Annotated in this window: 29 protein-coding genes and 1 other RNA gene; 13 read left to right on the top strand and 17 right to left on the bottom strand. The window is 58.1% G+C overall.

Translation table 11 applies throughout. The features are described from left to right. A complete protein-coding gene (locus FHW16_RS09390; protein WP_182548791.1) occupies positions 1 to 351 on the bottom strand; it encodes a DUF1304 domain-containing protein in 351 nt (116 codons plus the stop codon). 68 nt (positions 352 to 419) lie between these two features. On the opposite strand from FHW16_RS09390, the gene FHW16_RS09385 reads away from it, so the two are divergent. After that, entirely contained in the window at positions 420 to 2,108 is a 1,689-nt protein-coding gene (locus FHW16_RS09385; RefSeq protein WP_182548790.1) for an FAD-binding dehydrogenase, read from the top strand. A 3-nt stretch (positions 2,109 to 2,111) separates the two neighbouring features. Here FHW16_RS09385 and FHW16_RS09380 read toward each other — a convergent pair whose 3' ends face one another. Next, a complete protein-coding gene (locus tag FHW16_RS09380) occupies positions 2,112 to 3,917 on the bottom strand; it encodes an ABC transporter transmembrane domain-containing protein (RefSeq protein WP_182548788.1) in 1,806 nt (601 codons plus the stop codon). A gap of 205 nt (positions 3,918 to 4,122) precedes the next feature. On the opposite strand from FHW16_RS09380, the gene rpmE reads away from it, so the two are divergent. After that, on the top strand, positions 4,123 to 4,344 hold the full coding sequence (gene rpmE / locus FHW16_RS09375) for a 50S ribosomal protein L31 (protein ID WP_105734432.1): 222 nt from the start codon (positions 4,123 to 4,125) through the stop codon (positions 4,342 to 4,344). 69 nt (positions 4,345 to 4,413) lie between these two features. On the opposite strand, the gene FHW16_RS09370 is transcribed toward rpmE, so the two are convergent. Continuing rightward, positions 4,414 to 5,151: a class I SAM-dependent methyltransferase gene (locus tag FHW16_RS09370; RefSeq protein WP_182548784.1), complete on the bottom strand. Its 738-nt coding sequence runs from the start codon at positions 5,149 to 5,151 to the stop codon at positions 4,414 to 4,416. Positions 5,152 to 5,233: 82 nt separating this feature from the next. Between FHW16_RS09370 and FHW16_RS09365 the strand changes: the two genes are divergently transcribed. Continuing rightward, a complete protein-coding gene (locus FHW16_RS09365; protein WP_182548783.1) occupies positions 5,234 to 5,704 on the top strand; it encodes a GNAT family N-acetyltransferase in 471 nt (156 codons plus the stop codon). 1 nt (position 5,705) lies between these two features. On the opposite strand, the gene FHW16_RS09360 is transcribed toward FHW16_RS09365, so the two are convergent. Further along, on the bottom strand, positions 5,706 to 6,083 hold the full coding sequence (locus tag FHW16_RS09360; RefSeq protein ID WP_182548782.1) for an MliC family protein: 378 nt from the start codon (positions 6,081 to 6,083) through the stop codon (positions 5,706 to 5,708). A 214-nt stretch (positions 6,084 to 6,297) separates the two neighbouring features. Between FHW16_RS09360 and FHW16_RS09355 the strand changes: the two genes are divergently transcribed. Beyond that, a complete protein-coding gene (locus FHW16_RS09355) occupies positions 6,298 to 7,722 on the top strand; it encodes an APC family permease (RefSeq protein WP_182548781.1) in 1,425 nt (474 codons plus the stop codon). Positions 7,723 to 7,847: 125 nt separating this feature from the next. Here FHW16_RS09355 and FHW16_RS09350 read toward each other — a convergent pair whose 3' ends face one another. The 7 genes from FHW16_RS09350 to ssrS form a co-directional block, all read right to left on the bottom strand. Next, on the bottom strand, positions 7,848 to 8,597 hold the full coding sequence (locus FHW16_RS09350; RefSeq protein ID WP_182548780.1) for a YebC/PmpR family DNA-binding transcriptional regulator: 750 nt from the start codon (positions 8,595 to 8,597) through the stop codon (positions 7,848 to 7,850). Positions 8,598 to 8,740: 143 nt separating this feature from the next. Continuing rightward, positions 8,741 to 9,172, bottom strand: a complete 432-nt coding sequence (locus FHW16_RS09345) for a DUF1284 domain-containing protein (RefSeq protein WP_182548779.1) — start codon at positions 9,170 to 9,172, stop codon at positions 8,741 to 8,743. Continuing rightward, on the bottom strand, positions 9,169 to 9,750 hold the full coding sequence (locus FHW16_RS09340; protein ID WP_182548778.1) for a biotin transporter BioY: 582 nt from the start codon (positions 9,748 to 9,750) through the stop codon (positions 9,169 to 9,171). Before FHW16_RS09340 ends, FHW16_RS09345 begins: the two co-directional genes overlap by 4 nt. A 48-nt stretch (positions 9,751 to 9,798) precedes the next feature. Continuing rightward, a complete protein-coding gene (locus FHW16_RS09335) occupies positions 9,799 to 10,542 on the bottom strand; it encodes a TerC family protein (protein ID WP_182548777.1) in 744 nt (247 codons plus the stop codon). Between the two features lie 80 nt (positions 10,543 to 10,622). After that, positions 10,623 to 11,447, bottom strand: a complete 825-nt coding sequence (locus FHW16_RS09330; protein WP_182548776.1) for a TIGR00282 family metallophosphoesterase — start codon at positions 11,445 to 11,447, stop codon at positions 10,623 to 10,625. A 63-nt stretch (positions 11,448 to 11,510) separates the two neighbouring features. Beyond that, positions 11,511 to 12,125: a 5-formyltetrahydrofolate cyclo-ligase gene (locus tag FHW16_RS09325; RefSeq protein WP_182548775.1), complete on the bottom strand. Its 615-nt coding sequence runs from the start codon at positions 12,123 to 12,125 to the stop codon at positions 11,511 to 11,513. Between the two features lie 25 nt (positions 12,126 to 12,150). Beyond that, a non-coding RNA gene (gene ssrS, locus FHW16_RS09320) (6S RNA) lies at positions 12,151 to 12,307 on the bottom strand. A gap of 748 nt (positions 12,308 to 13,055) precedes the next feature. On the opposite strand from ssrS, the gene FHW16_RS09315 reads away from it, so the two are divergent. The 4 genes from FHW16_RS09315 to FHW16_RS09300 are packed head-to-tail and all read left to right on the top strand — an operon-like array spanning position 13,056 to position 15,967. Beyond that, complete coding sequence (locus FHW16_RS09315) at positions 13,056 to 13,895, top strand: AAA family ATPase (RefSeq protein ID WP_182548774.1); 840 nt, start codon at positions 13,056 to 13,058, stop codon at positions 13,893 to 13,895. 1 nt (position 13,896) lies between these two features. After that, entirely contained in the window at positions 13,897 to 14,331 is a 435-nt protein-coding gene (locus FHW16_RS09310) for an NUDIX hydrolase (RefSeq protein WP_182548773.1), read from the top strand. Continuing rightward, entirely contained in the window at positions 14,328 to 14,774 is a 447-nt protein-coding gene (locus tag FHW16_RS09305) for a GNAT family N-acetyltransferase (RefSeq protein ID WP_182548772.1), read from the top strand. Before FHW16_RS09310 ends, FHW16_RS09305 begins: the two co-directional genes overlap by 4 nt. A 2-nt stretch (positions 14,775 to 14,776) precedes the next feature. Then, on the top strand, positions 14,777 to 15,967 hold the full coding sequence (locus FHW16_RS09300) for a vWA domain-containing protein (protein ID WP_182548771.1): 1,191 nt from the start codon (positions 14,777 to 14,779) through the stop codon (positions 15,965 to 15,967). Between the two features lie 75 nt (positions 15,968 to 16,042). Here FHW16_RS09300 and phoB read toward each other — a convergent pair whose 3' ends face one another. From phoB to FHW16_RS09270, 6 genes are all read right to left on the bottom strand, one after another. Further along, a complete protein-coding gene (gene phoB, locus FHW16_RS09295) occupies positions 16,043 to 16,729 on the bottom strand; it encodes a phosphate regulon transcriptional regulator PhoB (protein WP_162700294.1) in 687 nt (228 codons plus the stop codon). Between the two features lie 14 nt (positions 16,730 to 16,743). Further along, positions 16,744 to 17,469, bottom strand: coding sequence for a phosphate signaling complex protein PhoU (gene phoU, locus FHW16_RS09290; RefSeq protein ID WP_182548770.1), 726 nt, complete (start codon positions 17,467 to 17,469; stop codon positions 16,744 to 16,746). A gap of 23 nt (positions 17,470 to 17,492) precedes the next feature. Beyond that, entirely contained in the window at positions 17,493 to 18,266 is a 774-nt protein-coding gene (gene pstB, locus FHW16_RS09285) for a phosphate ABC transporter ATP-binding protein PstB (RefSeq protein WP_223614121.1), read from the bottom strand. Positions 18,267 to 18,327: 61 nt separating this feature from the next. Then, on the bottom strand, positions 18,328 to 19,647 hold the full coding sequence (gene pstA / locus FHW16_RS09280; RefSeq protein WP_182548769.1) for a phosphate ABC transporter permease PstA: 1,320 nt from the start codon (positions 19,645 to 19,647) through the stop codon (positions 18,328 to 18,330). After that, positions 19,644 to 21,110, bottom strand: coding sequence for a phosphate ABC transporter permease subunit PstC (pstC, locus tag FHW16_RS09275; RefSeq protein WP_182548768.1), 1,467 nt, complete (start codon positions 21,108 to 21,110; stop codon positions 19,644 to 19,646). Before pstC ends, pstA begins: the two co-directional genes overlap by 4 nt. A gap of 91 nt (positions 21,111 to 21,201) precedes the next feature. Beyond that, the gene (locus FHW16_RS09270; RefSeq protein WP_182548767.1) at positions 21,202 to 22,248 is read right to left on the bottom strand and encodes a substrate-binding domain-containing protein; all 1,047 of its coding nucleotides are present in this window, start codon (positions 22,246 to 22,248) and stop codon (positions 21,202 to 21,204) included. Positions 22,249 to 22,642: 394 nt separating this feature from the next. Between FHW16_RS09270 and FHW16_RS09265 the strand changes: the two genes are divergently transcribed. The 5 genes from FHW16_RS09265 to FHW16_RS09245 all read left to right on the top strand — a co-directional run bounded on the left by FHW16_RS09265 (position 22,643) and on the right by FHW16_RS09245 (position 25,973). Then, positions 22,643 to 23,050, top strand: coding sequence for an EF-hand domain-containing protein (locus tag FHW16_RS09265; RefSeq protein WP_182548766.1), 408 nt, complete (start codon positions 22,643 to 22,645; stop codon positions 23,048 to 23,050). 18 nt (positions 23,051 to 23,068) lie between these two features. Then, positions 23,069 to 23,629: an RNA polymerase sigma factor gene (locus tag FHW16_RS09260; protein WP_182548765.1), complete on the top strand. Its 561-nt coding sequence runs from the start codon at positions 23,069 to 23,071 to the stop codon at positions 23,627 to 23,629. Further along, positions 23,626 to 24,036, top strand: a complete 411-nt coding sequence (locus tag FHW16_RS09255; protein ID WP_182548764.1) for a hypothetical protein — start codon at positions 23,626 to 23,628, stop codon at positions 24,034 to 24,036. The genes FHW16_RS09260 and FHW16_RS09255 overlap by 4 nt, the downstream gene beginning before the upstream one ends. Next, positions 24,037 to 24,507: a periplasmic heavy metal sensor gene (locus FHW16_RS09250; protein ID WP_182548763.1), complete on the top strand. Its 471-nt coding sequence runs from the start codon at positions 24,037 to 24,039 to the stop codon at positions 24,505 to 24,507. It begins immediately after the preceding gene. Between the two features lie 74 nt (positions 24,508 to 24,581). Further along, on the top strand, positions 24,582 to 25,973 hold the full coding sequence (locus tag FHW16_RS09245) for a DUF1800 domain-containing protein (RefSeq protein ID WP_182548762.1): 1,392 nt from the start codon (positions 24,582 to 24,584) through the stop codon (positions 25,971 to 25,973).

Raw genomic sequence — 25,973 nt, 5'->3', positions numbered from 1 at the left:
CTACAGCAGAATCAGGGCTGCCAGCGCGAGAATCGCCGGCACGCCCTGCACGATGAAAATCCGGCGGTTGACGGTCAGGCCTCCGACGATCCCGGCCACGATCACACAGCCGAGAAAAAATGCCTTGATGGCAAAGCCAGCCTCGCCAAGCCAGAGCCCCCAGATTAGCCCCGCAACCAGAAATCCGTTGTAAAGCCCCTGATTGAGCGCAAGGGCCTTGGACGCCGAGGCGAATTCCGGCGTCAGCCGGAAAGTTTTGAGCCCCAGTGGCTTATCCCACACCACCATTTCCAGGTACATGAAATAGACATGCAGCAGGGCAACCAGTCCTATAAGAATTGTTGCAATCATCCTTGTCCCCTTTTCACCCCTTGGTGTCCCTATTTCCACCCTTGCGTGCCAACCTTAGCCGCGCAATCATGAGCAGAACAAAGCATTGGGAGGGGCGAATGGCAATGGATGCCGATGCAATCATCGTTGGGGCCGGACTGTCAGGGCTTGTGGCCGCAAATGAGCTGGCACAGGCAGGCAAGAAAGTCATTCTCCTTGAGCAGGAAGGCGAGAATTCCGTCGGCGGACAGGCCTTCTGGTCGCTCGGCGGCCTCTTCTTCATCAACAGTCCGGAACAACGCAGGCTCGGCATCAAGGACACATTCGAACTCGCCCGACAGGACTGGCTTGGATCGGCGCAATTCGACCGTGCCGAAGACCATTGGCCGAAACAATGGGCTGACGCCTATCTGCAGTTTGCCGCCGGTGAAAAGCGCAGCTGGCTCCACTCTCTCGGCATGCGCTGGTTCCCGGTTGTCGGCTGGGCCGAGCGTGGCGGCGCGCTGGCGAGCGGTCATGGCAACTCGGTTCCACGCTTTCATTTGACCTGGGGCACTGGCCCCGGTGTTGTTGCGCCCTTCGAACGGCTGGTGCGTGAGGCCATTGCCAAGGGCCTGATCACGCTCAAATGCCGCCACCGCGTCAACGCATTGACCACAACCAATGGCGCAGTCACCGGCGTCAGCGGCGATATACTGGAGGCCTCCAAGGTGGACCGTGGCCAGCAATCCGGCCGTGATGTGGCGGGCAGTTTTGAGCTTTCGGCGGCAAACGTCATTGTCACATCGGGCGGCATCGGCGGCAATCCTGAACTGGTCAAACGCAACTGGCCGCGCGACAGGCTCGGCAATCCGCCCGAAAATGTCGTCATCGGTGTTCCGCATCATGTAGACGGCCGCATGATCGATATCACGGTCAAGGCTGGCGGTGCCGTCATCAATGCGGATCGCATGTGGCATTATACGGAAGGGCTGAAGAACTGGAACCCGATCTGGCCGAACCACGGCATCCGCATTCTGCCCGGGCCGTCTTCCCTGTGGTTTGACGCGAAAGGCAACCGCTTCCCGGCGCCCTATCTTCCGGGCTTTGATACGCTGGGGACACTCAAGCACATCCTGTCGACCGGATATGAATATTCCTGGTTCGTCCTGACCCAGAAGATCATCGAGAAGGAGTTTGCCCTGTCCGGTTCCGAACAGAATCCCGACATGACCGGCAAGGACTGGAAGCTTCTGCTGAAAAACCGCCTCGGCAAGGGCGCTCCGCCTCCTGTAGAAGCCTTCAAGCAGCATGGCGAGGATTTTGTCGTCCGCGACAATCTGCAGGAACTGGTCAAGGGCATGAATGCGCTGACCGGAGACAACCTGATCGACCACGACCATCTCAAATACCAGATCGAGGCGCGCGACCGGGAGATCAACAACAAATATTCCAAGGACGCACAGATCACCGCTATGCGCGGTGCACAGAATTATATCGGCGATCGCTTGACCCGCATTGCCAAGCCGCACCGGATTCTCGATCCGAAGGCCGGCCCGCTGATTGCCGTACGGCTCAATATTCTGACCCGCAAGACACTCGGCGGCCTGCACACCAATCTGAAGTCACAGGTGCTGGACACAGCGGGCGTGCCTGTGCCCGGCCTTTATGCAGCAGGCGAAGCCGCCGGCTTCGGCGGCGGCGGCTATCAGGGTTACAACGCGCTGGAAGGCACGTTTCTCGGAGGCTGCATTTTTTCCGGCAGGTCCGCCGGGCGGGCAGCAGCAGGTAAAGGATAAAATTTACTCGGCCGCGCCTTTGAACGCGTCCGCACCCGCCTCGAACTGCAGTTTGGCGAGGTTCGCATAGATCCCGTTCTTTTTGACGAGGCTCTGATGCGTGCCTTCCTCGACAATTCGGCCGTCATTCATGACAAGGATGCGGTCGGCCTTGAGAACTGTTGCCAGCCGGTGCGCGATGACCAGCGTCGTGCGGCCCTGCATCAGGTGTTCGAGCCCCTTCTGCACCAGAATTTCGCTTTCCGCATCGAGTGCCGATGTGGCTTCATCAAGCAGCAGGATCGGCGCATCGCGCAGAATGGCCCGTGCAATGGCGATACGCTGGCGCTGGCCGCCGGAAAGCATCACGCCGCGTTCGCCCACATGGGTTTCATAGCCATGGTCCAGCGCCTCTATGAAATCATGGGCAAGAGCTGCCTTGGCCGCCGCCTCGATATCGGCGGTGCTGGCACCTGGCCGGCCGAACCCGATATTCTCCCGTGCCGTAGCGGCAAAAATGGTCGTATCCTGCGGGACGATGGCAATGCGCGCCCGCACCGCTGCGGGATCGGCTTCGCGCAGGTCGACACCATCCACCCGGATGCTGCCGGATACCGGATCATAGTAGCGCAACAGCAGCGAAAACACCGTGCTTTTACCCGCGCCGGACGGGCCGACAATCGCAACGGTTTCTCCCGGTTTGATATTGAAATCAAGACCGTGCAATGCCCGTGCATCGGGCCGTGTCGGATAGTTGAATTGCACATCTGTGAATGTGACCGAGCCGATCGGGGGCTCCGGGAGAGCAACGGGTTTGAGTGGTGCGGCAATTGCCGGCTTTTCGGCCATGATCTCCATCAGCCGTTCCGCTGCGCCCGACGCCTGCGACAGTTCACCCCAGACCTCCGAAAGCGCCCCGAGGGCACCCGCAGCGAACACCGCATAGAGCAGGAACTGACCGAGCGTTCCCGGTGAAATGGTGCCTGCAAGCACATCGCGCGAGCCGAACCAGAGCACAGCCACAACGCTGGAAAAGATCATGAAAATCGCAAACGCCGTCAGCACGGCTCGTGCCTTGACCGAGGAACGGGCAGCAGTGAATGCATCCTCGACAGCGGACCCGAATCGCCCCGTCGCCAATGCCTCGTTGGTGAAAGCCTGCAGGGTACGGACGGAGATGATGGATTCACTGGCATAGGCCGTGGCATTGGCCAGCGTGTCCTGTGCGGTTCGCGAGCGGCGGCGCACCGACCGGCCAAAGGCGACCAGCGGAATGATGATGAGCGGGATGGCGGCAATCACCAGCCCGGACAGTTTGGCGCTGGTGATGACCATCATGACAATCGCGCCGAAAGCCAGAATAAGATTGCGCAGGGCAATGGAGGCCGTAGCGCCGACAGCCGATTTGATCTGTGTCGTATCGGCCGTCAGGCGTGAAACGATTTCTCCCGATTGGGTGCTGTCGAAGAAAGCAGGCGACAATTTTGTCAGATGGGCGAAGACGTCCCGGCGCAGATCCGAGACAATCCGCTCGCCGAGCGTGATGACGAAGTAATAGCGGCCAGCAGATGCAACAGCCAACGCAGCAGCCAGAACAATCAGCATACCGAAATAATTGTCGATAAAGGCACCGTTCGAGCCGGAAAAACCGTGATCGATCATCCGGCGGACGGCGAGCGGAAGGATGAGTGTTGTCACCGCCGCAATGCTGAGCGAGATCAGGGCGCCTATCACCATGCCCCTGTAGCGGGACATATAGGGGAAGATACGCTGCAGCGGCTTCAGCGAACGCCGCTTCTTTTCTGCTTCTGCGAAAGCCATGTCGGCCATATTTTCAAGTCTTCCTGTATCGCATCGCGACTTTGCGGCCGGATGGCCTTGTTATTGTTTTAAGGCTGATGTATAGGCTCGCCAACAGTTTTGGAAGCCCACGTCCATGTGACGTTTGGCTTCATCTCTACCAATCGGCTCCGAACCGGCCCTCCACACCCTGTGTGGCTCCAGTTTTGTGCCCCTTAAGTTCAGGATAAGACAGATGAGAGCCAATATTCATCCAGACTACCACACCATCAAGGTTGTTATGACCGATGGTACCGAATACACGACCCGTTCCACATGGGGCAAGGAAGGCGATACGATGAACCTCGATATCGATCCAACCACGCATCCTGCATGGACCGGTGGCTCGCAGCAGCTCACAGACCGTGGCGGCCGCGTTTCCAAGTTCAAGAGCCGCTTCGCCAATCTGGGTATTTAATCCCTTCGGCATACCGGATTTCAAAACGGCTCCGTTCATTCGGGGCCGTTTTGCTTTGTGGCGGAGCTATCAATCCCGTTCCGCAACAACGATCAGTTCAGAACTTTCGGCGTTGACCGGGCCTTCAGACCAGTCGCCGTACCACGTCGTTCGGGTCAATCCTGCATCACGCAGTTGTGTCTCGATTTCGGCCTGCGGCAAAAACCGCAGCACACTGCGATTGACCAAAGTTTCACGCGTCCTGTGAAAATAATGATCGGTCTCAAAAACAACCAGGTCACCTCTCACCGCGATCAGGCGGTGTTGGACGCCAACGTCGCCCACACCGGCGATTGACACTGTCTGCGCTGTCTTCTCCGGCACCCAGCTTTCCCATGCCTTCACCGCCGGATTGCGGCTTTCGAATATCAGGCATCCTCCTTTTGCAAGATGGGCGTAGGCCGTTTTCAACACGGCACGGATATCATCATCCGTGAGAAAAACCTGAAAGACATGGCCCGTCATGACGATCAGGTCAAACGTCAGGCTCAGATCCAGTGCCCGCGCATCCCCTTCGATCCATGTGACTGCCTCGCTGCCTTGCCTGTTCCGGGCGATATCAAGCATTGCCCGCGCGGGTTCAACGCCCGTGACCGTGTGACCATGTTCCGCCAGCATGCAGGCGAGCAGGCCGGTGCCGCAGCCGATATCCAGTATGCGCTTCGGCCGTCCCGCAACACGGATATAGAACGCGGTGTCCTCCCTTGCCGGGTTCAGGACGTCGTAGAGAGCGGGAAGATCCCCGTTGGTATAAATATCATCCAGCATGCGGTTCCTGTCTTGTCCCTGACACTTGCAAAGGAATCTCAAACCATGTTTCTTGCCCGCACCATTCGGCAGGGAGGATAAGATGCAGCACGGACACGAAAGACTGGTACGGGCAACCCCTGATGATGCAACCGCCGTCCGCGACCTTGTCCGTTCATCCTATGCCAGGTGGATACCCGTGATCGGGCGCGAACCCAAACCAATGGGGGCCGACTATGAACATGCCGTCGCGCATCATCTTGTCGATCTCCTCTATGCCGGCGGCGAACTGGCCGGACTCATCGAGATGATTGCGGAGCCCGGTTGCCTGTTGATCGAGAACGTTGCCGTTTCCCCGGCGTTTCAAGGCCGCGGCTATGGCAGGCTGCTTCTGACCCATGCGGAGGCCCTCGCGGGTTCCCTCGGTTTCCGCAAATTGCGGCTCTACACCAACAAGATGTTTGCCGAGAACGTCCAGCTTTATCTCAAGCTGGGTTACACCATTGACAAGGAAGAGCCGTTCAAGGGCGGAATCGCCGTGCATATGAGCAAACCCATTCCCCGCTTCGCCTGACCTACTCCTCTGCGTCACTCGCCTTGCATTCGGACAGCAGTGTCTTTTCCTGCGCCCCCGGCGTTGCGTCGAGATAGGACAGAACAGCTGCATCACCCTTCGTGTGCCAGCGATAGCTGTCTGCCTGATCAATAGCGATATACAGGGCACCGGAGCCGCTCTGCGACGCCCGCATCGGGACCAGTTTGTTCTCCACATTGATCACGGCAAAGGACGAACCGCCTTTGGTGTTAATGTAGGTCGCGTCAACGATCACACCGCGCTCGCACTGATAGGTCGATTGTTCAATCCGGTCTTCAGCCGCCTGTTCCGCCGCCATGGCAGGCAATGCGGGAAGAAGTGCGCAGGTGAAAGCCAAAGAGACAAACAGTTTTTTCATGATGCGTCCTCACGCGGTTGCAGGCTCGATTCATAACGCGAAAAGCCTCCGAAATCGAAGGCCCCCCGCAAATTTTGCCGCGCTGTTGCAACAAAACCCTGCCCGCATCCGTTGCCAAGGACAGGACAAAGTAAAAGGCTGCTGGTTTGACAAGGATGCACAACGCCCATAGCTTTTCAAAAGCTTATCTGCGTGCAAGGGAGGGGACACCCAAATGACCGACGTGACCACAGGTAGCAACAGTGCTGCAACAGCGCCGATAGAGCCAAGTCTTCACAGGGTGATGGGCCCTTGGCTTCTTCTTCTCTTCATTGTGGGTGATATTCTTGGCACCGGCATCTATGCCCTTACCGGGCAGGTGGCAAAACAGGTGGGCGGCGTTGTGTGGCTGCCCTTTCTGGTGGCCTTCATCGTCGCTGTTGTCACGGCCATGAGCTATCTTGAGCTGGTGACAAAGTATCCGAAGGCTGCGGGGGCGGCCCTCTATACACACAAAGCTTTCGGCATCCATTTCATTACATTCATTGTCGCCTTCACGGTGATGTGTTCCGGCATTACATCCGCCTCGACCGCATCGCGTGCCTTCGCGGCGAACCTTTCCGGGGCATTCCAGCTCAATCTTGAAACCGGTATCGGCATCACGCTCGTTGCACTGGCCTTCATGGCAATTGTTGCGATCGTAAACTTTCGCGGCGTCGGCGAGAGCGTCAAGGCCAATGTGGTGCTGACCGTTGTTGAACTGACCGGGCTTCTGATCATCATCTTCATCGGACTTTGGGCCATTGTCGGCGGACAGGGCGATGTATCGCGCATCACTCAGTTCGCCACGTCGCCGGACTCCAGCATCTTCTGGTCCGTCATGGCAGCAACCACGCTCGCCTTTTTTGCCATGGTGGGCTTTGAAGACTCGGTCAACATGGCCGAAGAGTGTAAGGACCCGTCGAAGATCTTCCCGAAAGTGCTTCTGATCGGGCTTTTCATCACCGGCGCGATCTATGTCCTTGTTTCCATCTCGGCGATCACGCTGGTTTCGCCGGAGGAACTCGGCATTGGTGAAACACCACTGCTGAAGGTCGTCCAGGCTGGAGCACCCAACTTCCCGCTATGGATATTCGGCTTCATCACCATGTTCGCCGTGGCCAACAGCGCCCTGATCAACATGCTCATGGCCAGCCGCCTCGTCTATGGCATGAGCCGCGAACACGTGTTGCCGCCGCTGCTTGGCAAGGTCCATGCCGGACGCCGCACGCCCTATATCGCCATTGGCTTCACCACGCTGCTGGCCTTCGCCCTCATCACGTTCGTGGGCGAAGTCCCGGCTCTGGGCGGCACCACGGCGCTGCTGCTGCTGTTCGTCTTTACGGTGGTCAATATTGCCGTGCTCATCCTGCGGCGCGAGACGGTGGAGCACGATCACTTCCGCACGCCGACGATCCTGCCGGTGCTGGGGGCAATCTCCTGCGCCTTCTTTGCGGGTCCATGGACCGGGCGTGATCCGGTCCAGTACAAGATCGCCGGCGTGCTCATTGCAGTCGGGGTTGTGCTCTGGGTCGTCACCATCCTGGTCAACCGCGCCACTGGCGTCGCACCGTCAGAACCGGACATGGAAGCACTCGGCGGTGATGGCCCGGTGAACTAGGATAGCCTGCACTAAAGCGTCCGTGGTTCGACAGGCTCACCACGAACCATGCATTTGCAACCATCTCAATAAAAAAGCCCGCAGGTCTGAAACCTGCGGGCTTTTCTTTTTCAGAATAAGATTGATCAGGCGGCGCTGAGCTTGGCCAGAACTTCGTCGCTGACTTCAAAGTTCGCATAGACGTTCTGCACATCATCGTCATCGTCGAGTGTCGCGATCAGACGCAGTACCGACTGAGCCTTTTCCTCATCGACCGGGGCCGTGGTCTGCGGCTTCCAGATGGCCTTGATGGACTCCGCTTCACCCAGAGCGCTTTCCAGCGCCTTGGATACATCGCCGATGTCCTCGAAAGCGCACAGGATGGTGTGGCCGTCATCGTCGGTCTGCGCGTCTTCCGCACCCGCTTCAATTGCGGCGTCCATGATCTTGTCGGCACTGCCGGCTTCCGGCTTGTAGGTGATTTCGCCGACACGGCTGAACATGAACCCAACCGAGCCGGTTTCGCCCAGCGCACCGCCGGACTTGGTAAACGCGGCGCGCACATTTGATGCGGTGCGGTTGCGGTTATCGGTCAGCGCTTCAACGATGACGGCAACACCGCCCGGGCCGTAGCCTTCATAGCGCACTTCTTCATAGTTGTCGGCATCACCGCCCGCAGCTTTCTTGATGGCGCGCTCGATGTTGTCTTTCGGCATGGACTGTGCGCGCGCATTCTGTACCGCCAGGCGCAGGCGCGGGTTCATCGCCGGATCCGGCAAACCCTGCTTGGCGGCCACTGTAATTTCGCGACCGAGCTTGGAGAAAATCTTCGACCGAACGGCGTCCTGACGCCCTTTGCGGTGCATGATGTTTTTAAACTGTGAATGGCCTGCCATGGCACCCCTGCGTGCTTAGATATGGTTCTGCCGTTTCCCTCGGAAGCCTGCGAACCAAGTCTGCAGGTTGTTCAGCCGGAAACATGCGTCTGGAATGGCGCCCTTATAGGTAAAAACCGGCGCCTCGTCCAGCACCTGCGCAATCACAAAGGGGGAAGTTGCAGCCGTGTATCGGCATAGCCGGCTTTGGATACGGCCGAACAGAGGTCGAACCATTCGCACCCTGTACAGGCTGTGCGGGTGCTTCCCTGCCGGAATGCTGTGCGGAAACGCGCGATGATCGCGCTGTCGAGGGTCAGTACATCACCGGATGCAATGGTTTTGCCAAGCAGCAAACCAACAGCCTGCGCGGCCTTGGCGTCGCGCTCCACCACACTGTCCCAGAAGCAGTGCGGGTCTTTCTCGCCCAGCAGGGGCTGGCAGACATCGTCCGGCCCCTCCTGGATCAGAATATCTTCACCTGCGGCAAGCCGCGCGATGATTTTGTCGTAATTGTCGGTAAAGGCCGGCGTGTAGCCTTTACCGACGTAAGTCAGCATGCACAGCAGATGATGTGCACGCAGACGGATGGTCAAAACAGGCGGGCCGCAATGCCGGAGCGGCGGAGCGCTTCGATCGTCGCCGCAGCCAGAGCCGATTTAAGCACGGCACCGATCAGGAATGGTGCAACGCCCGAGGCCCACGCGGTGTCGATCCCGAACAGGTGCGCCAGCCATGATGCACCGAGAACGAGGCAGAGCAGGTTGCCGAAAAGCATAACCGCTGCCGAGACAAATGGATTGCGGGTCAAACCACGTTCAGCGAGGAAACCAACAGCGACTGCCACAAGCGGAAAAGCCGCGAGATAGCCGGCCGTCGGTCCGGCAAAGTGAAGGAACCCGCCTGCACCACCGGAAAGCACCGGCATGCCGATCATGGCTTCGCCGAGCCAGGCCAGCACGGTCAGGCCGCCCAGACGCCAGCCATAGAGAGCCCCCACCATGGTTACGGCAAATGTCTGCATGTTCACCGGGACCGGGAACATCGGCACTTCGATCCAGGAGCTGAGAGCAAGAAATGCCGTGCCAATCAGAACGGCAAGAGCCTGGAATGCAACGGAACGCTCCGCCAGCTTCAGCGGCATGAGAGCAGTGGGGAAAGTTGTCTGGGTCATTGAAGTTCTATCCTCAAACGAGTGTTACAAATCAGGCGTGATGCGGTTTCAACGTTTTTTCTTGGCCTTGCGTGCCAGCATATTAAGCGCTTCAACCAGCGCGGAGAAGCCCATCGCCGCATAAATATAGCCTTTGGGCACATGGAAACCGAAGCCGTCGGCAATCAGCGTCATGCCGATCATCAGCAGGAAGCCGAGCGCGAGCATGACAATGGTCGGATTATTGGCGATGAATTTCGACAGCGGTTCGGCGGCGAGCAGCATGACCGTAACGGCAGCGATAACGGCGATAACCATGATGGCGATCTCGTCGGTCATACCAACCGCAGTGATGATGGAATCCACCGAGAACACCAGATCGAGCACCAGAATCTGGGCGATCGCCGCCCCCATGGTAAGCGTGACAGCCTTGCCGATCACGTCTTCCTTGGCGTCTTCGTGATCAACCGTATGGTGAATTTCCTTCGTGGCCTTCCACACCAGGAAAAGACCGCCGGCAATCAGGATCAGGTCGCGCCATGAGAACGCATGGCCGAAAGCCTCGAACACAGGTTCCGTCAACTGCACGATGATCGAGATGGTGAACAACAGCGCCAGCCGCAGGATAAGCGCGGCACTGATGCCGATGCGGCGGGCACGGGCCTGCTGCTCCTTGGGCAGCTTGTTGGTCAGAATGGAGATGAAAATCAGATTGTCGATGCCGAGCACCACTTCCATGACCACAAGTGTGACCAGAGCGATGAGACCGGATGGCTGATAGATGAAATCAAAATGCGAAATAAGGGTTTCCATGGGGTCGTTCCTGACGTGTTAGAGACCGGATGGTGGTAACCGATGCGAGAAATTGGAAGGCTGTGTTGCGTTATATCAATCTATTTCCAGAAAGCAGGTATGGTTTCCTCCAGCCGCGGTCCGATCCGCAAGGGAGAAATCTTTTCGGCAAGTCCGGTGCGGTCGGAAATATCCACACCCACGCCGCAGATCGTCGCCTTGCCGCTGGCCGCTTCAAAACGGCCTTTCGGCACTTTCGACAGAAAACGGTTCAGCGGTTCTTCTTTGTCCATGCCGAGCGATGAATCGTAATCGCCGCACATGCCGGCGTCGGACATATAGGCTGTTCCGCCATTGAGTATCTGGGCGTCGGCGGTTGGCACATGCGTATGCGTTCCGACGACGAGACTGGCACGGCCATCGACGAAATGGCCAAAGCACTGCTTTTCGCTGGTGGCTTCCGCATGAAAATCGAACACGACAGCATCGGCCTGTTCGCCGAGCGGACAGGCAGCGAGAATCTCCTCGCCGATGGTGAAGGGATCATGCAGATCCGGATGCATGAAAACGCGGCCCATGATGTTGGAAACCAGGACGCGCGCGCCATTCTTGGCGAGAAACATACCGGAACCCTTGCCGGCTGTACCAAGCGGGAAATTCGCCGGACGCAGGAACCGCTGCTCACGCGAGGCAAAGACCAGCGCTTCCCTCTGGTCCCACACATGATTCCCCGTGGTGACCACATCGGCCCCGGCATTGATCGTGTCGTGGAAAATTTCTTCGGTAATGCCAAAGCCGCCCGCAGCGTTCTCGCCATTGACGATGACGAAATCGAGCTTCAGATCGGATATCAATCCCGGCAATCGTTCATAGACCGCCGTCCGGCCCGAGCGCCCCACCATATCACCAAGAAAGAGTAATCTCACGCGCACATCCTGAAAGAGAAAGCCCCGGTCCTTGCCTTGGCTTGAAATGATCGATTTATCTGTCTAGCCGAAACGGCGCAACCCGCTTTCCGTCAGGATCGCCTCCAGCGGGACATCATGAGGCTCATCGGGTACGGTTTCAACCTGCTGGCAGTCAAACGCCAAGCCAATCAGGTTCGGATTCAGTCCTTTGACCTGTAAATGCGCAATTGCCCGGTCATAATAACCCGCACCATAGCCGATGCGGTGCCCTCTGACATCAAAAGCCGCGAGCGGCACCAGCATAAGGGATGGATCAAGCACTGCAGCATCTTCGGGCGGTCCTGCGGTCCCGAACCCCGTATCGATCATGGGCGCACCGGGCACCAGTTCGCGAAACAGGATCGTCTGCTTGTCCATGATAACAGGCAGGCAAAGCCGCGCGCCACGCTCATGCAGGCCAAAAAGCAGGGGACGCAGATCCACCTCCGAGCGGATCGGCCAGAAGCCCGAAACAACAGCGCCCGTCTCGACGGCAAGCGCGGCCAGACCGAAATCGGCAATACGCATCGAGGCTTCAATGCGGAATTCCGTTGTCAGCGCATCGCGACGGCCGAGCGCTTCCAGGCGCAGTTTTTTCTTCAATTCTTTGATGGGGGAATGGTGCTGCACGGGCTTGATTTCATGAGGCGCTGGCAACAGCCAGCTCGGAATGAAACAAAAGTGGCGTCCACACAACCGATGGAGAAGTCGATCCCGGGAACCTACAAAGTAGGTGGGTGCCGTGTGAAGAAGCCCACGGGCCTCCTCAGGGACAGCTCCCTAAGGGATTATTAAGGCCCCGGGGAATATGTCTCTCCTGTCGAGAAGCGCAGAACGCCAATCCGAATATAGGACGGATGCATGCATTGCACCAGTGCACCAAATGCGATTTTCCGCGTCTGACACAACCTTTGTCACATAATCATTGTGTGGGTGTACGGCTACGCAAGAGCTATGGTGTTTTCACCCCCCTCTGCCCTGTCGGGCATCTCCCCCGCAAGGGGGGAGATCAGCCTTCATGTTCATTTTGATCAATCTTCAAGAGTTGAAAATTACGCGAGATGGTCGATGGTGATGTGATCTCCCCCCTTGCGGGGGAGATGCCCGACAGGACAGAGGGGGGTGAATTGGTCATCAGATTTCGCCGTGATCAGAAAAACCACGCCAACTTATCCAACACTTCCCAACCCGAGCTATTCTCATCGTGTCCTTTCCGGCGGGAATGCTTCCGGAAACTTTCGAAAGTCGGGAAAGGATCGGCGCTTCGGCCTCGTGGGGAGAAAACCCATGGGACGGGGAGGTTTCGCCCCTTTGCCACAGTTTCATAGGGCCCCGAAAGGGTCCGGTGAAAGGGCAGAACAGGCGGAAAATGTAAAATCGCCGGGGCGGGTGGTCCTTGGATCGCAAGCATCGCATACCGGACTACCCCAGACCCGCGCTCCAAGGACCGCCCGTCATTCTCTTCATTTCAACAGCCAGACGCAAAAGCGGGCGTGGCAACGGGGAAAGTGTATCGCGCCATTCCCCGGACCTCTTGCCCTCCTCCCGCACGCCCCCTAATCTTCGCCCATCATGAAAGGGAATGCGATGCGGTTTGAAGGAACAGCGGCCTATGTGGCTGACAAGGATCTGATGGTAGCGGTCAATGCGGCGATTGCGCTTGAGCGCCCGCTGCTGGTCAAAGGTGAACCCGGTACCGGCAAAACAGAACTTGCCCGGCAGATTGCTGCAGCACTCGATCTCGAGCTGATCGAATGGAACGTCAAATCCACCACCAAGGCACAGCAGGGCCTCTACGAATACGATGCCGTCAGCCGCCTGCGCGATTCGCAGCTGGGCGATGCGAAATTCAACGATATCGGTAATTACATCAAACCCGGCAAACTTTGGCATGCCTTCACCACGGACAGGAAAGTCGTGTTGCTCATCGACGAGATCGACAAGGCGGATATCGAATTTCCCAATGATCTCTTGCAGGAACTCGACCGCAACGAATTTCATGTCTACGAAACAGGCGAGACGATCCGCGCGACACATCGGCCGATTGTCATCATCACCTCCAACAATGAAAAGGAACTGCCCGACGCCTTTCTGCGCCGCTGCTTCTTTCACTATATCCGCTTCCCCGACGTCGACACGCTGACCAAGATCGTCGAAGTGCATTATCCCGGTATCAAACAGAACCTTGTCCGTGCCGCCCTCACCCAGTTCTATGAAATCCGCGATGTCCCCGGCCTGAAGAAGAAGCCATCGACCTCCGAGGCGCTGGACTGGATCCGCCTGCTGGTCGCCGATGACATCGCGCCGGAAGACCTGCGGGCTGACCCCAAGAATGCCCTGCCGAAACTGCACGGCGCCCTGCTGAAGAACGAGCAGGACGTGCATCTGTTCGAGCGCCTGGCCTTCATGGCAAGGAGGCAGGGATGACATGTCCATCGTCGAACGCCAGAAAGTACTGATTTACGCAACGTGCCGGCAAAGACTGCTGGTCTTTGATCAACCGGATTTTCCCGATGTCGAATTGCAGGTTCCCGGCGGGACGGTTGATCCCGGCGAAGCTGTTCTTGCAGCAGCGCAACGGGAATTCTGTGAAGAAACCGGACTGCCCTGCCCGGACCAGATGAACCTGCTGGCAACCATTCTCTATGATTTTTACAAGAGCGATGGGCTGCACCGGCATCGCCGCAGTTTTTTCCATACCCCGCTCCATGCACCTCTGGCGGAGACGTGGGAGCATCATGAGAATTTCCCTGACGGTGGGGGAAACCCAGTTCGTTTCCGCTTTTTCTGGATGAGCCTTGCCCAAGCCAATGATAGGCTCGGATACGGCATGAACCAATTGCTTGATCGGATATCCCCATGACTTTGACTGTGCGCCCCATCGCAGCAACCGATGAACCCGAATGGCGCCGCCTCTGGACCGCTTATCTGACATTCTACGAGACAAGTGTGTCGGAGGATGTCTACCGGACAACCTTCTCCCGGCTGCTGTCCGGCGGCGAACATGAATATCGCGGCTTTCTGGCTGTACTTGACGGCAAGCCGGTTGGGCTCGCGCATTATCTGTTTCATCGTCACTGCTGGAACGTGAACGGCGTCTGCTATCTGCAGGACCTGTTCGCCGATCCTGAGGTGCGGGGCCAAGGCATCGGCCGCGCCCTGATCGAGGCTGTGCATGCGGAAGCGGCCAAGGCCGGTTCGCAATATGTCTATTGGACCACGGCCCATGACAACACGAATGCCCGCAAACTCTACGACCGGATCGGCGAACTGACGCCGTTCATTGAATACAACAAGCGGGTCTAGCCATGTTCCTCCCCTTCTTCCTCGAACTCAAGGCAGCAAAGATTCCCGTATCCCTGCGGGAATATCTGACGCTGCTTGAAGGATTGGATGCAGGCTTGGTGACCTATGATGTCGAGGGGTTCTACTATCTCGCCCGCTCGGCCCTGGTGAAGGATGAGCGCCACATGGACCGCTTCGATCAGGTTTTCGGCCATGTGTTCAAGGGGCTGGAGCTGCTGGGCGGCGACAATGGTATCGACGTTGCCAATCTGCCCGAGGAATGGTTGCGGCGACTGGCTGAGAAACACCTTACGGAAGAAGAGAAAAAGCTGATCGAGGCGCTGGGCGGGTTCGAGAAGCTGATGGAAACCCTGCGCCAGCGGCTAGAAGAGCAGAAGGGCCGGCATCAGGGCGGCTCCAAATGGATCGGCACGGCTGGAACGTCGCCCTTCGGCGCCTATGGCTATAATCCGGAAGGCGTGCGCATCGGCCAGGACGAGAGCCGTAACCGCCGCGCGGTCAAGGTGTGGGACAAGCGCGAATTCAAGAACTTTGACGATAGTGTCGAGCTTGGCACCCGCAACATCAAGGTTGCCCTCAAACGATTGCGCCGCTGGGTGCGCGAAGGCGCCGATGACGAGCTCGATCTCTCGGGCACCATCAAATCGACCGCCGAACACGGCTATCTCGATGTCCAGACGCGGCCCGAACGGCGCAACCACGTCAAGCTGCTGATGTTCTTCGATGTCGGCGGCTCCATGGACGAGCATATCCGGATAGCCGAGGAATTGTTCTCTGCCGTGCGCTCGGAATTCAAGCACATGGAATATTTCTACTTCCACAATTGCCTCTACGAGGGTGTGTGGAAGGACAATCGCCGCCGCCACGCGGAACGGATACCGACGCTTGACCTCATTCACAAATACGGATCGGACTACAAGGTCATCTTTGTCGGTGATGCCGCCATGGCACCCTACGAGGTTTCCCATTCCGGCGGATCAGTCGAACACTGGAATGAAGAAGCCGGCGCGGTCTGGCTCGGGCGGGTTCTCGACCACTGGAAGAACGCCGCCTGGCTCAATCCGTCAAAGGAACAATATTGGGATTACACCGCCTCGACGGCAATGATCCGCAAGATTTTCGCGCACCGCATGTACCCCATGACCCTGGCAGGCATCGAAGGGGCAACGCGCGAACTCTCGCGCCGGCACTAGCTGGGAGATGCTGAAACGATTGCATTCGCAGTGGTGCGTGGTTCGACAAGCTCACCATGCAGGCCTTTTAATCCCCTAACCGAAGGAATACCCTGCACCGCGCACGGTACGGATCGGATCGATCGAGCGGCCGATATTGATGGCCTTGCGCAGCCGTCCGACATGCACGTCGACGGTGCGGTCATCCACATAGATGTCGGCGCCCCAGACATTGTCCAGGAGCTGGCCGCGCGAGAACACCCGGCCGGGGGACTGCATCAGGAATTCCAGCAGGCGGAACTCGGTGGGACCAAGCTTCAGCTCGCGTTCCTTGCGGAATACACGGTGCTGCTCACGGTCAAGCTTCAGGTCGCCGAAGCTCAGCACATGCGACAGCAGGCTCGGATTGACCCGGCGCAGCATGGCCTTGATGCGGGCGAGCAGTTCCGGCGTCGAGAACGGCTTGACCATGTAGTCGTCAGCACCGGTCGCAAGACCGCGCACCCGCTCGCTTTCTTCGCCGCGTGCCGTCAGCATGATAATCGGCAGGATTTCCGTCTCGCGCCGCGCCCGCAGGCGGCGGCAGAGTTCGATACCGGAAAGCCCCGGCAGCATCCAGTCGAGAATGAGAAGGTCCGGTACTTTTTCACGCAGCGCAATTTCCGCCTCGTCACCGCGCGCGATTGTCTCGACGACATAGCCTTCGGCTTCAAGATTGTACCGGAGAAGGACGCTGAGCGCTTCCTCGTCTTCGACAACTGTGATTTTGGGAGCTATCGCCATTGCTGGAATCCTAATTAAGGCTGTCTGGCTTCATCAACGACGATGCTGTGGGTCTGGTCTTCCTTGGGGCGTTCAGCCGGAAGCTGCGCACCCGTCACGATGTAGTAGACCGTTTCAGCAATGTTCGTCGCGTGATCCCCGATACGCTCGATATTCTTGGCGCAGAAGAGAAGGTGCGTGCAGGCGGAAATGTTGCGCGGATCTTCCATCATGTAGGTCAGAAGTTCGCGGAACAGTGAAGTGTATAGTGCATCGATTTCATCATCGCGCTCGCGCACGATATTGACCTGCTGCACGGAGCGTGTGGCATAGGCATCGAGCACGTCCTTGAGCTGGGTCAGGGCGAGTTCCGCAATGGTCTGCAGGCCGCGATAGACCGAGAGCGTCTGGCGCGTATCGGTGACGGCGACAACGCGCTTGGCGATGTTCTTGCCCAGATCGCCAACCCGTTCGAGGTCGGACGAAATACGGATGGCGCCGATGATTTCACGCAGGTCAATCGCCATGGGCTGGCGCTTGCCGATGATGGTGATGGCCTTTTCGTCAATCTCGCGCTGTCCGGCATCGAGGATGAGATCGTCCGAAATAACGCGCTGGGCCAGCGCATTGTCGGAGTTCACCATGGCGGTGACGGCCTGTTCAACCATGCGTTCCGCATGACCGCCCATTTCGGCGATCTTGTGTGTCAGGAACTTCAGTTCGTCGTCATAGGAACGGACGGTATGCTGCGACTCGGTCATATTCTTATCCCTGTTTCCCGTGATTAGCCGAAGCGTCCGGTGATGTAGTCCTGCGTGCGCTTTTCCGTCGGATTGGTGAACATCATTTCCGTATCGCCCACTTCGACGAGGTTTCCGAGATGGAACATCGCCGTGCGCTGCGAAACGCGGGCCGCCTGCTGCATCGAATGGGTGACGATGACGATGGTGTAGTTCTGGCGCAGTTCATCGATCAGTTCTTCAACCTTTGCCGTGGCAATCGGATCAAGCGCCGAGCAGGGTTCGTCCATCAGGATGACTTCCGGGCTGACGGCAATGGCGCGGGCAATGCACAGGCGCTGCTGCTGGCCACCGGAAAGCCCCGTTCCGGCTTCATGCAGGCGGTCTTTCACTTCGTCGAACAGGCTCGCGCGGCGCAGGCTCTTCTCGACGATTTCCTCCAGTTCATGCCGGTTCTTGGCAAGACCGTGGATGCGCGGGCCATAGGCCACGTTCTCGAAGATGGACTTCGGGAACGGATTGGGTTTCTGGAAAACCATGCCGACGCGGGCACGCAGTTCAACCACGTCGATCTTCGGATTGTAGATATCCTCGTCATCGAGGGTGATCTTGCCGCCAATCTTGCAGCCTTCAATCGTATCGTTCATGCGGTTCAGCGAGCGCAGGAAGGTGGACTTGCCGCAACCGGACGGGCCGATCAACGCAGTGACCATCTTTTCAGGCACATCAAGGCTGACACCGAACAGGGCCTGCTTTTCACCATAGTGAACGGTGACATCCTTGCCCTGCATTTTGATCGTATTGACCTGTGCACTCATTTTGTCGTTTACCGCTTTTTCGAGAGATCGTTCTGTCATGAGATTCATAATTCGCTCCCGTTTACCAGCGCCGCTCGAAGCGGCGACGCAGAATGATGGCACCGATGTTCATGACTGCAAGAAACAGAAGCAGCACGATGATAGCGCCGGACGTACGTTCGACAAAAGCCCGTTCCGCTTCGTTCGCCCACATGTAGATCTGCACCGGCAGGGCCGTTGACGGATCAAGCGGCGTGACCGGATAATTGGCGACGAAGGCCACCATGCCGATCAGAAGCAGCGGCGCCGTTTCGCCCAGCGCGTGGGCAAGGCCGATGATCGTGCCGGTCAGGATGCCGGGCGCGGCCAGCGGCAGAACATGGTGAAACACCATCTGCGTCTTCGATGCGCCGATACCCAGCGCCGCCGAACGGATGGATGGCGGTACGGCGCGCAGGGCGGCGCGGGTCGCGATGATGATTGTCGGTAGCGTCATCAATGTCAGGACCAGTCCGCCGACCAGCGATGCGGACCGCGGCAGGCCGAAGAAGTTGATGAACACGGCCAATCCGAGCAGACCGAAGACGATGGACGGCACCGCGGCCAGATTGTTGATGTTGACTTCGATGATATCGGTCAGGCGGCTCTTCTTGGCATATTCTTCCAGATAGATCGAAGCGGCCACGCCGATAGGCAGCGAAAGGCACAGGACAATCAGCATCATGTAGAGCGAGCCGATAAGCGCAACGCCAAGCCCCGATGTTTCCGGACGGCTCGATGCACCGAAGGTAAACAGGCCCGTATTGAAACGCTGTGCCATGGCACCTTCTTTGGCCAGGGTATTCATCCAGCCAACCTGGCGGTCCGACACTTTGCGATTTGCCTGATCGACCGTCAGATCGATCTGTCCCTTGAAGGCGGAATCGATATCACCGCCGGTCAGCACCCAGAGATTTTGTGTTGTACCGATCAGTGCCGGGTTTCCGGCAACCAGTTCACGCAGCTGACTGCGCGAGCCATCGGATACAAGCTTGCTCACTTCACGGATGGCGGGCTTGTCATCAAGACTGATACCCAGTTTCTCGGCGAGGGCGTTGCGCACAAGAAGCGGATAATTCGCGGTCAGCAGAACGGCGGGATCGGTCGCACGCTTGTTCGTGGGATCGATGACCTTCTCGTCAAGCTTGACCGACAGGTTGAGTTCCGTCTGCCAGAAAGCGGTGTAGCCGTTGGAGATCACGGAGAACAGCAACGCAACCAGAAAGAACAGACCAATGGCGATAGCCGTGATGCCGTAGATTTTGAACCGGCGTTCGGCAGCGTAGCGGCGCTTGAGACCAATGTCGCGCCGAACTGCTTTCGCTGGAGCAGTTGCAGCAGGATTGAGTGTTGTGTCGGTCATTCGTACTGCTCCCGGTACTTACGCACGATGTAAAGCGCGAAAATGTTCATCGCCAGAGTGATGAAGAAAAGGGTGAGGCCAAGGGCGAATGCCACCAGCGTCTGCGGTGAATTGAATTCCAGATCGCCTGTCAGCTGATTGACGATCTTGACCGTAATTGTGGTCATGGCATCGAATGGATTGATATTGAGGTTGGCGGCAACACCGGCTGCCAGAACGACGATCATGGTTTCGCCGATGGCGCGCGAAGCGGTGAGCAGCAGCGCACCGACAATACCCGGCAAGGCGGCGGGCAGCACAACGCGGCGGATGGTTTCCGAACGCGTCGACCCGAGGCCGAGCGATCCGTCACGCAGCGATCCCGGAACAGCGGTGATGATGTCATCCGACAGGGAGGAAACGAAAGGGATGAGCATGACGCCCATGACGATACCGGCCGTGAGCACGCTTTGCGCCATGATGAACGGATAACCGCCTGATATGGCAGCACTGATGTCGCGCAGGAATGGCCCTACCGTGACAAGAGCAAAGAAGCCGTAGACAATCGTCGGGATGCCCGCGAGCACTTCAAGCAGCGGCTTGACCACGGACCGCACGGTGCGGCTGGCATATTCCGCCATGTAGATCGCGGCAAACAATCCAACCGGCACGGCAAAAAGCATGGCGACCAGCGCGATATAAAGTGTACCGGCAAGCAGCGGGATCAGACCGAACTGTCCCTGTGCACCATCGCTGCCCGCTGCAGCAAAGCGCGGGTCCCACACGGTGCCGAAGAAGAACGTCGAAGGGGTTACCGACTGGAAAAAGGTGATCGTCTGGAACAGCATCGACAGGACGATGCCGACCGTTGTCAGGATGGCGATGGTGGACGCAGCCAGCAGCCCCCAGAGGATGATCCGCTCGACATTGTTGCGGGCGCGTGTGCGGACATTGACACCCGACAGGCCGAAAATGGCGCCAGCGAGCGCAAGGGCGATGGCAATAACAGCGCCGATGTTCTGGGCGCGTGCCGTGCTCTTGTTCCACTGAACGGCAATCGGGATCATGAAATCCTGACCTTCCGTCGCAAGGGCAACACCCTTGTCGGACAGAATAGGCCGCAATTCGGAAAAGGTGGTCGGCAGGTTTGCGCGTTCCTGATCGCTCAGCTTGTCAAGGCCGCGGGCAATACCGGCGACCATGCCGATTTCAAGACTCTGGCTGGCAATCACGCTTTCATTGTTATGAGCCGGCAAACTATCTACAGCCTGACGCTCAATGTAAAAACCCGAAGCCACCGCCCACAGGGCGATAAAGATGACTGCAGGCAATACGGAAACCAGAAAAACCCACCAGCCATGATAATGCGGCAAGGAATGGGCCTTGATGCTTCTGTCATCCCTGCGCACGGCACGCTGGCGTCCAAGAAAGAACCCGACAATGCCAATGGCGATGACAATCAATACAACCAACAAGGTGGACATCAACGCTTCCCCGATCTGTCCTGCAACGAGAGCATAGGCCCCAAGAAATATCCGGCGCGAACAGATCCTGTCCGCGCCGGTTATTTTTGACTTACTTGCCAGCCATGGTCTTGCCAGCAGCAAATGCAGCGCGCTGAGCTTCGCGCTCTGCATCCGGTGCAGCAACCAGGCCGTACTCTACCAGCGGGCTTTCCGGACCAACCATCTGGTCAGCAAGGAAGAAGTCCACATATTCCTTCAGGCCAGGAATAACGCCGAGATGGGCCTTTTTAACGTAGAAGAAAAGCGGGCGCGAAACCGGATACTTGCCCGAAGCAATGGTTTCCGTGCTTGGCTTGATGCCGTTGACGGTTGCAACCTTCAGCTTGTCCGCATTGTTTTCGTAAAATGCGAGGCCGAATACACCAACGCCAGTCTTGTTGGCATCGATACGAGCCAGTGTTTCCGGATAATCGCCATCGATGTCGATTGCCTTGCCATCCTTGCGGATTGCAATGCAGGCAGCAGCAGCGGCCTTTTCGTCAAGGCCGGCAGCCTTGATCGCGTCAGCAGCGCCGGTTGCCTTGCAACCGCCGGTCATCAGCTTTTCTTCGAAAACTTCACGGGTGCCGTGCTTTTCGCCAGGAATGTAGGCAGCGATGTCCCAATCAGGCAGCTTGGGGTTGACCTGGTTCCACTTGGTGTTGGGGTTGGCAACGAGCTTGCCATCAACAACGACCTGCGCAGCCAGAGCTGTATAGATGTCCTTGGGTTCCAGGGCCCAGTCCTGACCCTTGATGTCGGTCGCGAACACGATGCCGTCATAGCCGATGCGGATTTCTTCAACGTCTTTGACGCCGGCATCAACGCAGGACTTCAGTTCGCTGTCCTTGATCGGACGCGAGGAATTGGCAATGTCGATGGTGTTTTCGCCGACGCCCTTGCAGAATTCCTTGATGCCGGCACCGGAACCGCCTGACTCAACGACGGGTGTCTTGAACTTGGGGAATGTTTCGCCAAAAGCTTCAGCAACGATCTTGGCATATGGCAGCACAGTGGATGAACCGCTGACCTGAATCTGGTCACGAGCGGATGCGCCAACTGTCGTTGCAATCACCGAGATCGCAATCAGAGCAGTGGTGGAAATAAGCTTGTTCATAGGAGCAGCTCCTGTTGGATTAACTGTGTGACGCCTCCGACGTCGTCTGCCGTCTATAGAACCAATATAACAGTCATATGACAGTAATGTTACAGTTCTGTAGCGCAGCCTGTGCCCGGCCTGTCTCCGGCGTGGAATCAAAAATCCGTCTAAAACCATCAAGTTAACCGTCTATGCACTTTGTGCGAGCTGGTGCTCCCAAGAGAAGGTCAACGATTCCAGTGGGTTCATACCGTTCAATTGCGACACCCGCAGGCATTGCTCTGCCTCACTCCGGAGGGGGACAATAGCGTCCCCCTCGCGCTATTTCAAAAAATTTTTCCACAAGCGACGGATTGTCCCGCTTTGACCGTTTAAGCCCATGACAGATGACAGTTTCCCGAAAGGAAAAATGATGACATTGAAACGAGCAGCTATTCTTGTTGCCCTCCTGCCGTTGTCCCTTGCCGCGCCCATGGCAATGGCGGCGCCGAAAGCCGACACAAACGGCGATGGCATGATTTCGCTGGACGAATATCAGGCAGCAGCGCGGACGCGGCTTCTCAAGTTTGACACGGATGGTGACGGTAAACTGTCGCTTGAAGAATGGCTGAAGCGCCCCGCCCCAAAGAATGCCAAGCGCGACCCAACGGCACTGTTCAACCGCATCGACACCAATCATGACGGCTTCATCGATACAGCAGAAATGGATATTGTATCAAAGAAGCGGTTCGAGCGTCTCGACAAGAATGCCGATGGTCAATTGTCGAAGGACGAGCGCCATCCGCACAAGAAGGGTGCTGCAGACAGTTCGCAGGAGTAACGGCAAGCGTGCAAAACATTGGACAATCGCAAGACCGATGAAGAACTTCTGGTCCGGATCGGTCAGCACGACGACGCTGCCGTCCGCACCATGGTGACCAGAAAGTTGCCGCGCCTGCTTGCCATGGCAGTGCGGATGCTTGGCGACAGACACGAGGCCGAAGACGTGACACAGGAAGCCTTTGTCAGGCTTTGGCGGCAGGCGGGGAAGTGGCAATCCGGCCGTGCCACCTTCGACACGTGGTTGCACCGGGTCACGCTCAACCTCTGTTACGACCGCCTGCGCCGCCATCGCGAACAGCCGGTCGCCGAGGCACCTGACACGCCGGATACCGCGCCGGGACCCGAAGAAGCGCTTTCAACCCAGGATGAAAGCGACCGCATCCAACAAGCACTTGCCTCCCTGCCGGACCGGCAGAGGGAGGCAATCGTACTTCAATACTATCAGGAGTTCACCAATATCGAGGCGGCCGAGATTATGAATATAAGCATTGAAGCACTTGAAAGCCTCCTGGCGCGGGCCCGGCGCAATCTGCGGGCTATTCTGGAAGAGGCGGAGAAACGGGAGGAATCACGATGACACCGGAGCGTTTTCAGGAATTGACGGAAATCTACGGTGCCGATGTCAGGCGATGGCCGCCGCCGGAGCAGACAGCGGCAGTGGTATTCATCAAAGATTATCCGGATCTTGCCCGGCCCGCGCTCGCGGCAGCGGCAAAACTCGACACCCTGCTGTCGGGCTATCAGATTGCCCAGCCGGACACGGTCCTGCGGGAAAAGATCATCGCCGCATCGGGCAAGTCCTGGTCTGGCTGGAGACGGGCACGTCTGTGGTGGCAGGGCACGGGTATCGCCGGAATTGGGCTCGCGGGTGCGATCACCGGAGCACTCCTTATCGGTGTCATTCACTCCGCCGAGACACGTGGGTATGAGGATCAGGCCTATGCGGTCACCGCTTTCAACATTACCGATGAAATGGACGAGTAAATGAGCGAACGATCCCGCAATATGCTTCTCATCGCCTCGCTCGCCCTGAATGTCTTCATCGCGGGCGGCGTGATCGGCGGCGGATATATCTGGCACACATTCGGGCATTCCTGGACGACGGAGAACCGGCGCGGCGTTCGTTTTGCCGCCGAATACCTGACACCGGAACAGCAGAAGACGCTACGCCAGAGCCTGTCGGCCGCGCGCAAAGACAATGTGCCGCTGGCGGATGCCGGTCGGGCAAGCCGCACCGAGATCGCCCGCCTGCTGGCGCAGGATGTGGTCGATCCCGTGGCCATCAGCGCGGAATTGACCAAGGCGCGTGACGCCGATTTTGCCCTGCGGACCCGTATCGAGCAGACGATCGTCTCATTCGCCGAAAGCCTTTCGCCTGATGATCGCAAGGCGCTCGTCGATGGTCTGAAAAAGCGCAATATCATCCTGCGGCAAGCACCGGCAAAAAAAGAATAGGCACGGCGACGGATTTCTCCGGTCCTCCCGTTCAATGACTGTCAACGCCAGACAGGCTGCGAACGGAGAAGACCATGGTCACCACCACACCCGATGCGACCGCTGCCATTGCAGTCAATCGCTTTGGCTTGGGAAAGCGGGCAAGCGAGCCGTTTCCTGCGGAACCGCGCCGCTGGCTGCTGGATCAGATTGCTGAATATGAGCCGCATCCTTCGGCCTTTACACAGTTGCAGACCACGCCAGAAATCGCGACGAATTATGCCGATGACCGGCAAAAACTGCAGGCGCTCGCGGGGGATGAAAGAATTGCGCTGCAGCAGGAACTGAACAAAGCTGCCCGCCTGCTCTACCGCAGCGAAATCGAGGCACGCGGCCTCAATGCTTTGCAGACACCGACGCCATTTATGGAAGCGCTCGTCCATTTCTGGTCGAACCATTTTGCCGTGTCGGCCGACAACCCTCCCATGTTGAGCCTTGCCGGCGCCTTCGAGCGGGAAGCGATCCGCCCGCACATCACAGGCCACTTTACCGATCTGCTGTTTGCCGTCGAGCAGCATCCGGCCATGCTGATCTATCTCGATCAGATCCGCTCGGCAGGCCCTGACAGTCCGCTGGCGGCACGCGCCAAACGGCGCAATGCCGATAAGCTGCCGGGGATCAACGAGAACCTTGCCCGCGAGATCATGGAACTGCACACCGTTGGTGTCGGGTCCGGTTACACGCAAAAGGATGTCACGGAGTTTGCGCTGGCCCTCACCGGCTGGTCTGCGGGACGCATGGGCGGCAAGGCCGATACCAACGAGGCGGGTGTTTTTCAATATCGCCCCGGCCTGCACCAGCCCGGCGACCGGCTGATCCGCCACCGCGTTTACGGCGCAACAGGCGAAGATCAGGCGGGCGCCGTCCTGAAAGACCTTGCCAGCGATCCGGCAACGGCGAAACATATCGCGACAAAACTCTGCCGCCACTTTATCTCCGACACACCACCGCATGCAGTCGTGAACCGGGTCAGCAAGGCATTTCTCGCCTCGGACGGCAATTTACCGACCGTTTATGAAGCACTCGTTCAGGCACCCCAAGCGTGGACATCTCAGTCCTCCAAGATCAAGACACCATGGGAATGGCTGGTCTCTGCCATGCGCGGGCTGGACTATCCCGACCTTGGCAAAGCCAACTTCGCCAACCTGTTGGACCAGTTGGGACAGCCGGTCTGGCTGCCCCGCTCACCTGCCGGTTATGACGACATTGCCGCCAGCTGGCTTGCGCCCGATGCGCTGGTGCGGCGCGTCGAGGTCTCCCAGCGGCTGGCAGCAAAGGCCGACCGGTCGCTGAAACCGCAGGAGCTGGCGGACAACCTGCTCGGAAACGCGTTGACCGACACCACGGCAACGGAAATCAACCGCGCCGAATCCATCCAGACGGGCGTCGCCCTTCTGCTTGTTTCACCCGACTTTCAACGGAGATGA

The sequence above is a fragment of the Phyllobacterium myrsinacearum genome (assembly GCF_014138285.1).
Taxonomy (GTDB): Bacteria; Pseudomonadota; Alphaproteobacteria; order Rhizobiales; family Rhizobiaceae; genus Phyllobacterium; species Phyllobacterium myrsinacearum_A.
This window is presented reverse-complemented; position numbering and strand designations above follow the sequence as displayed.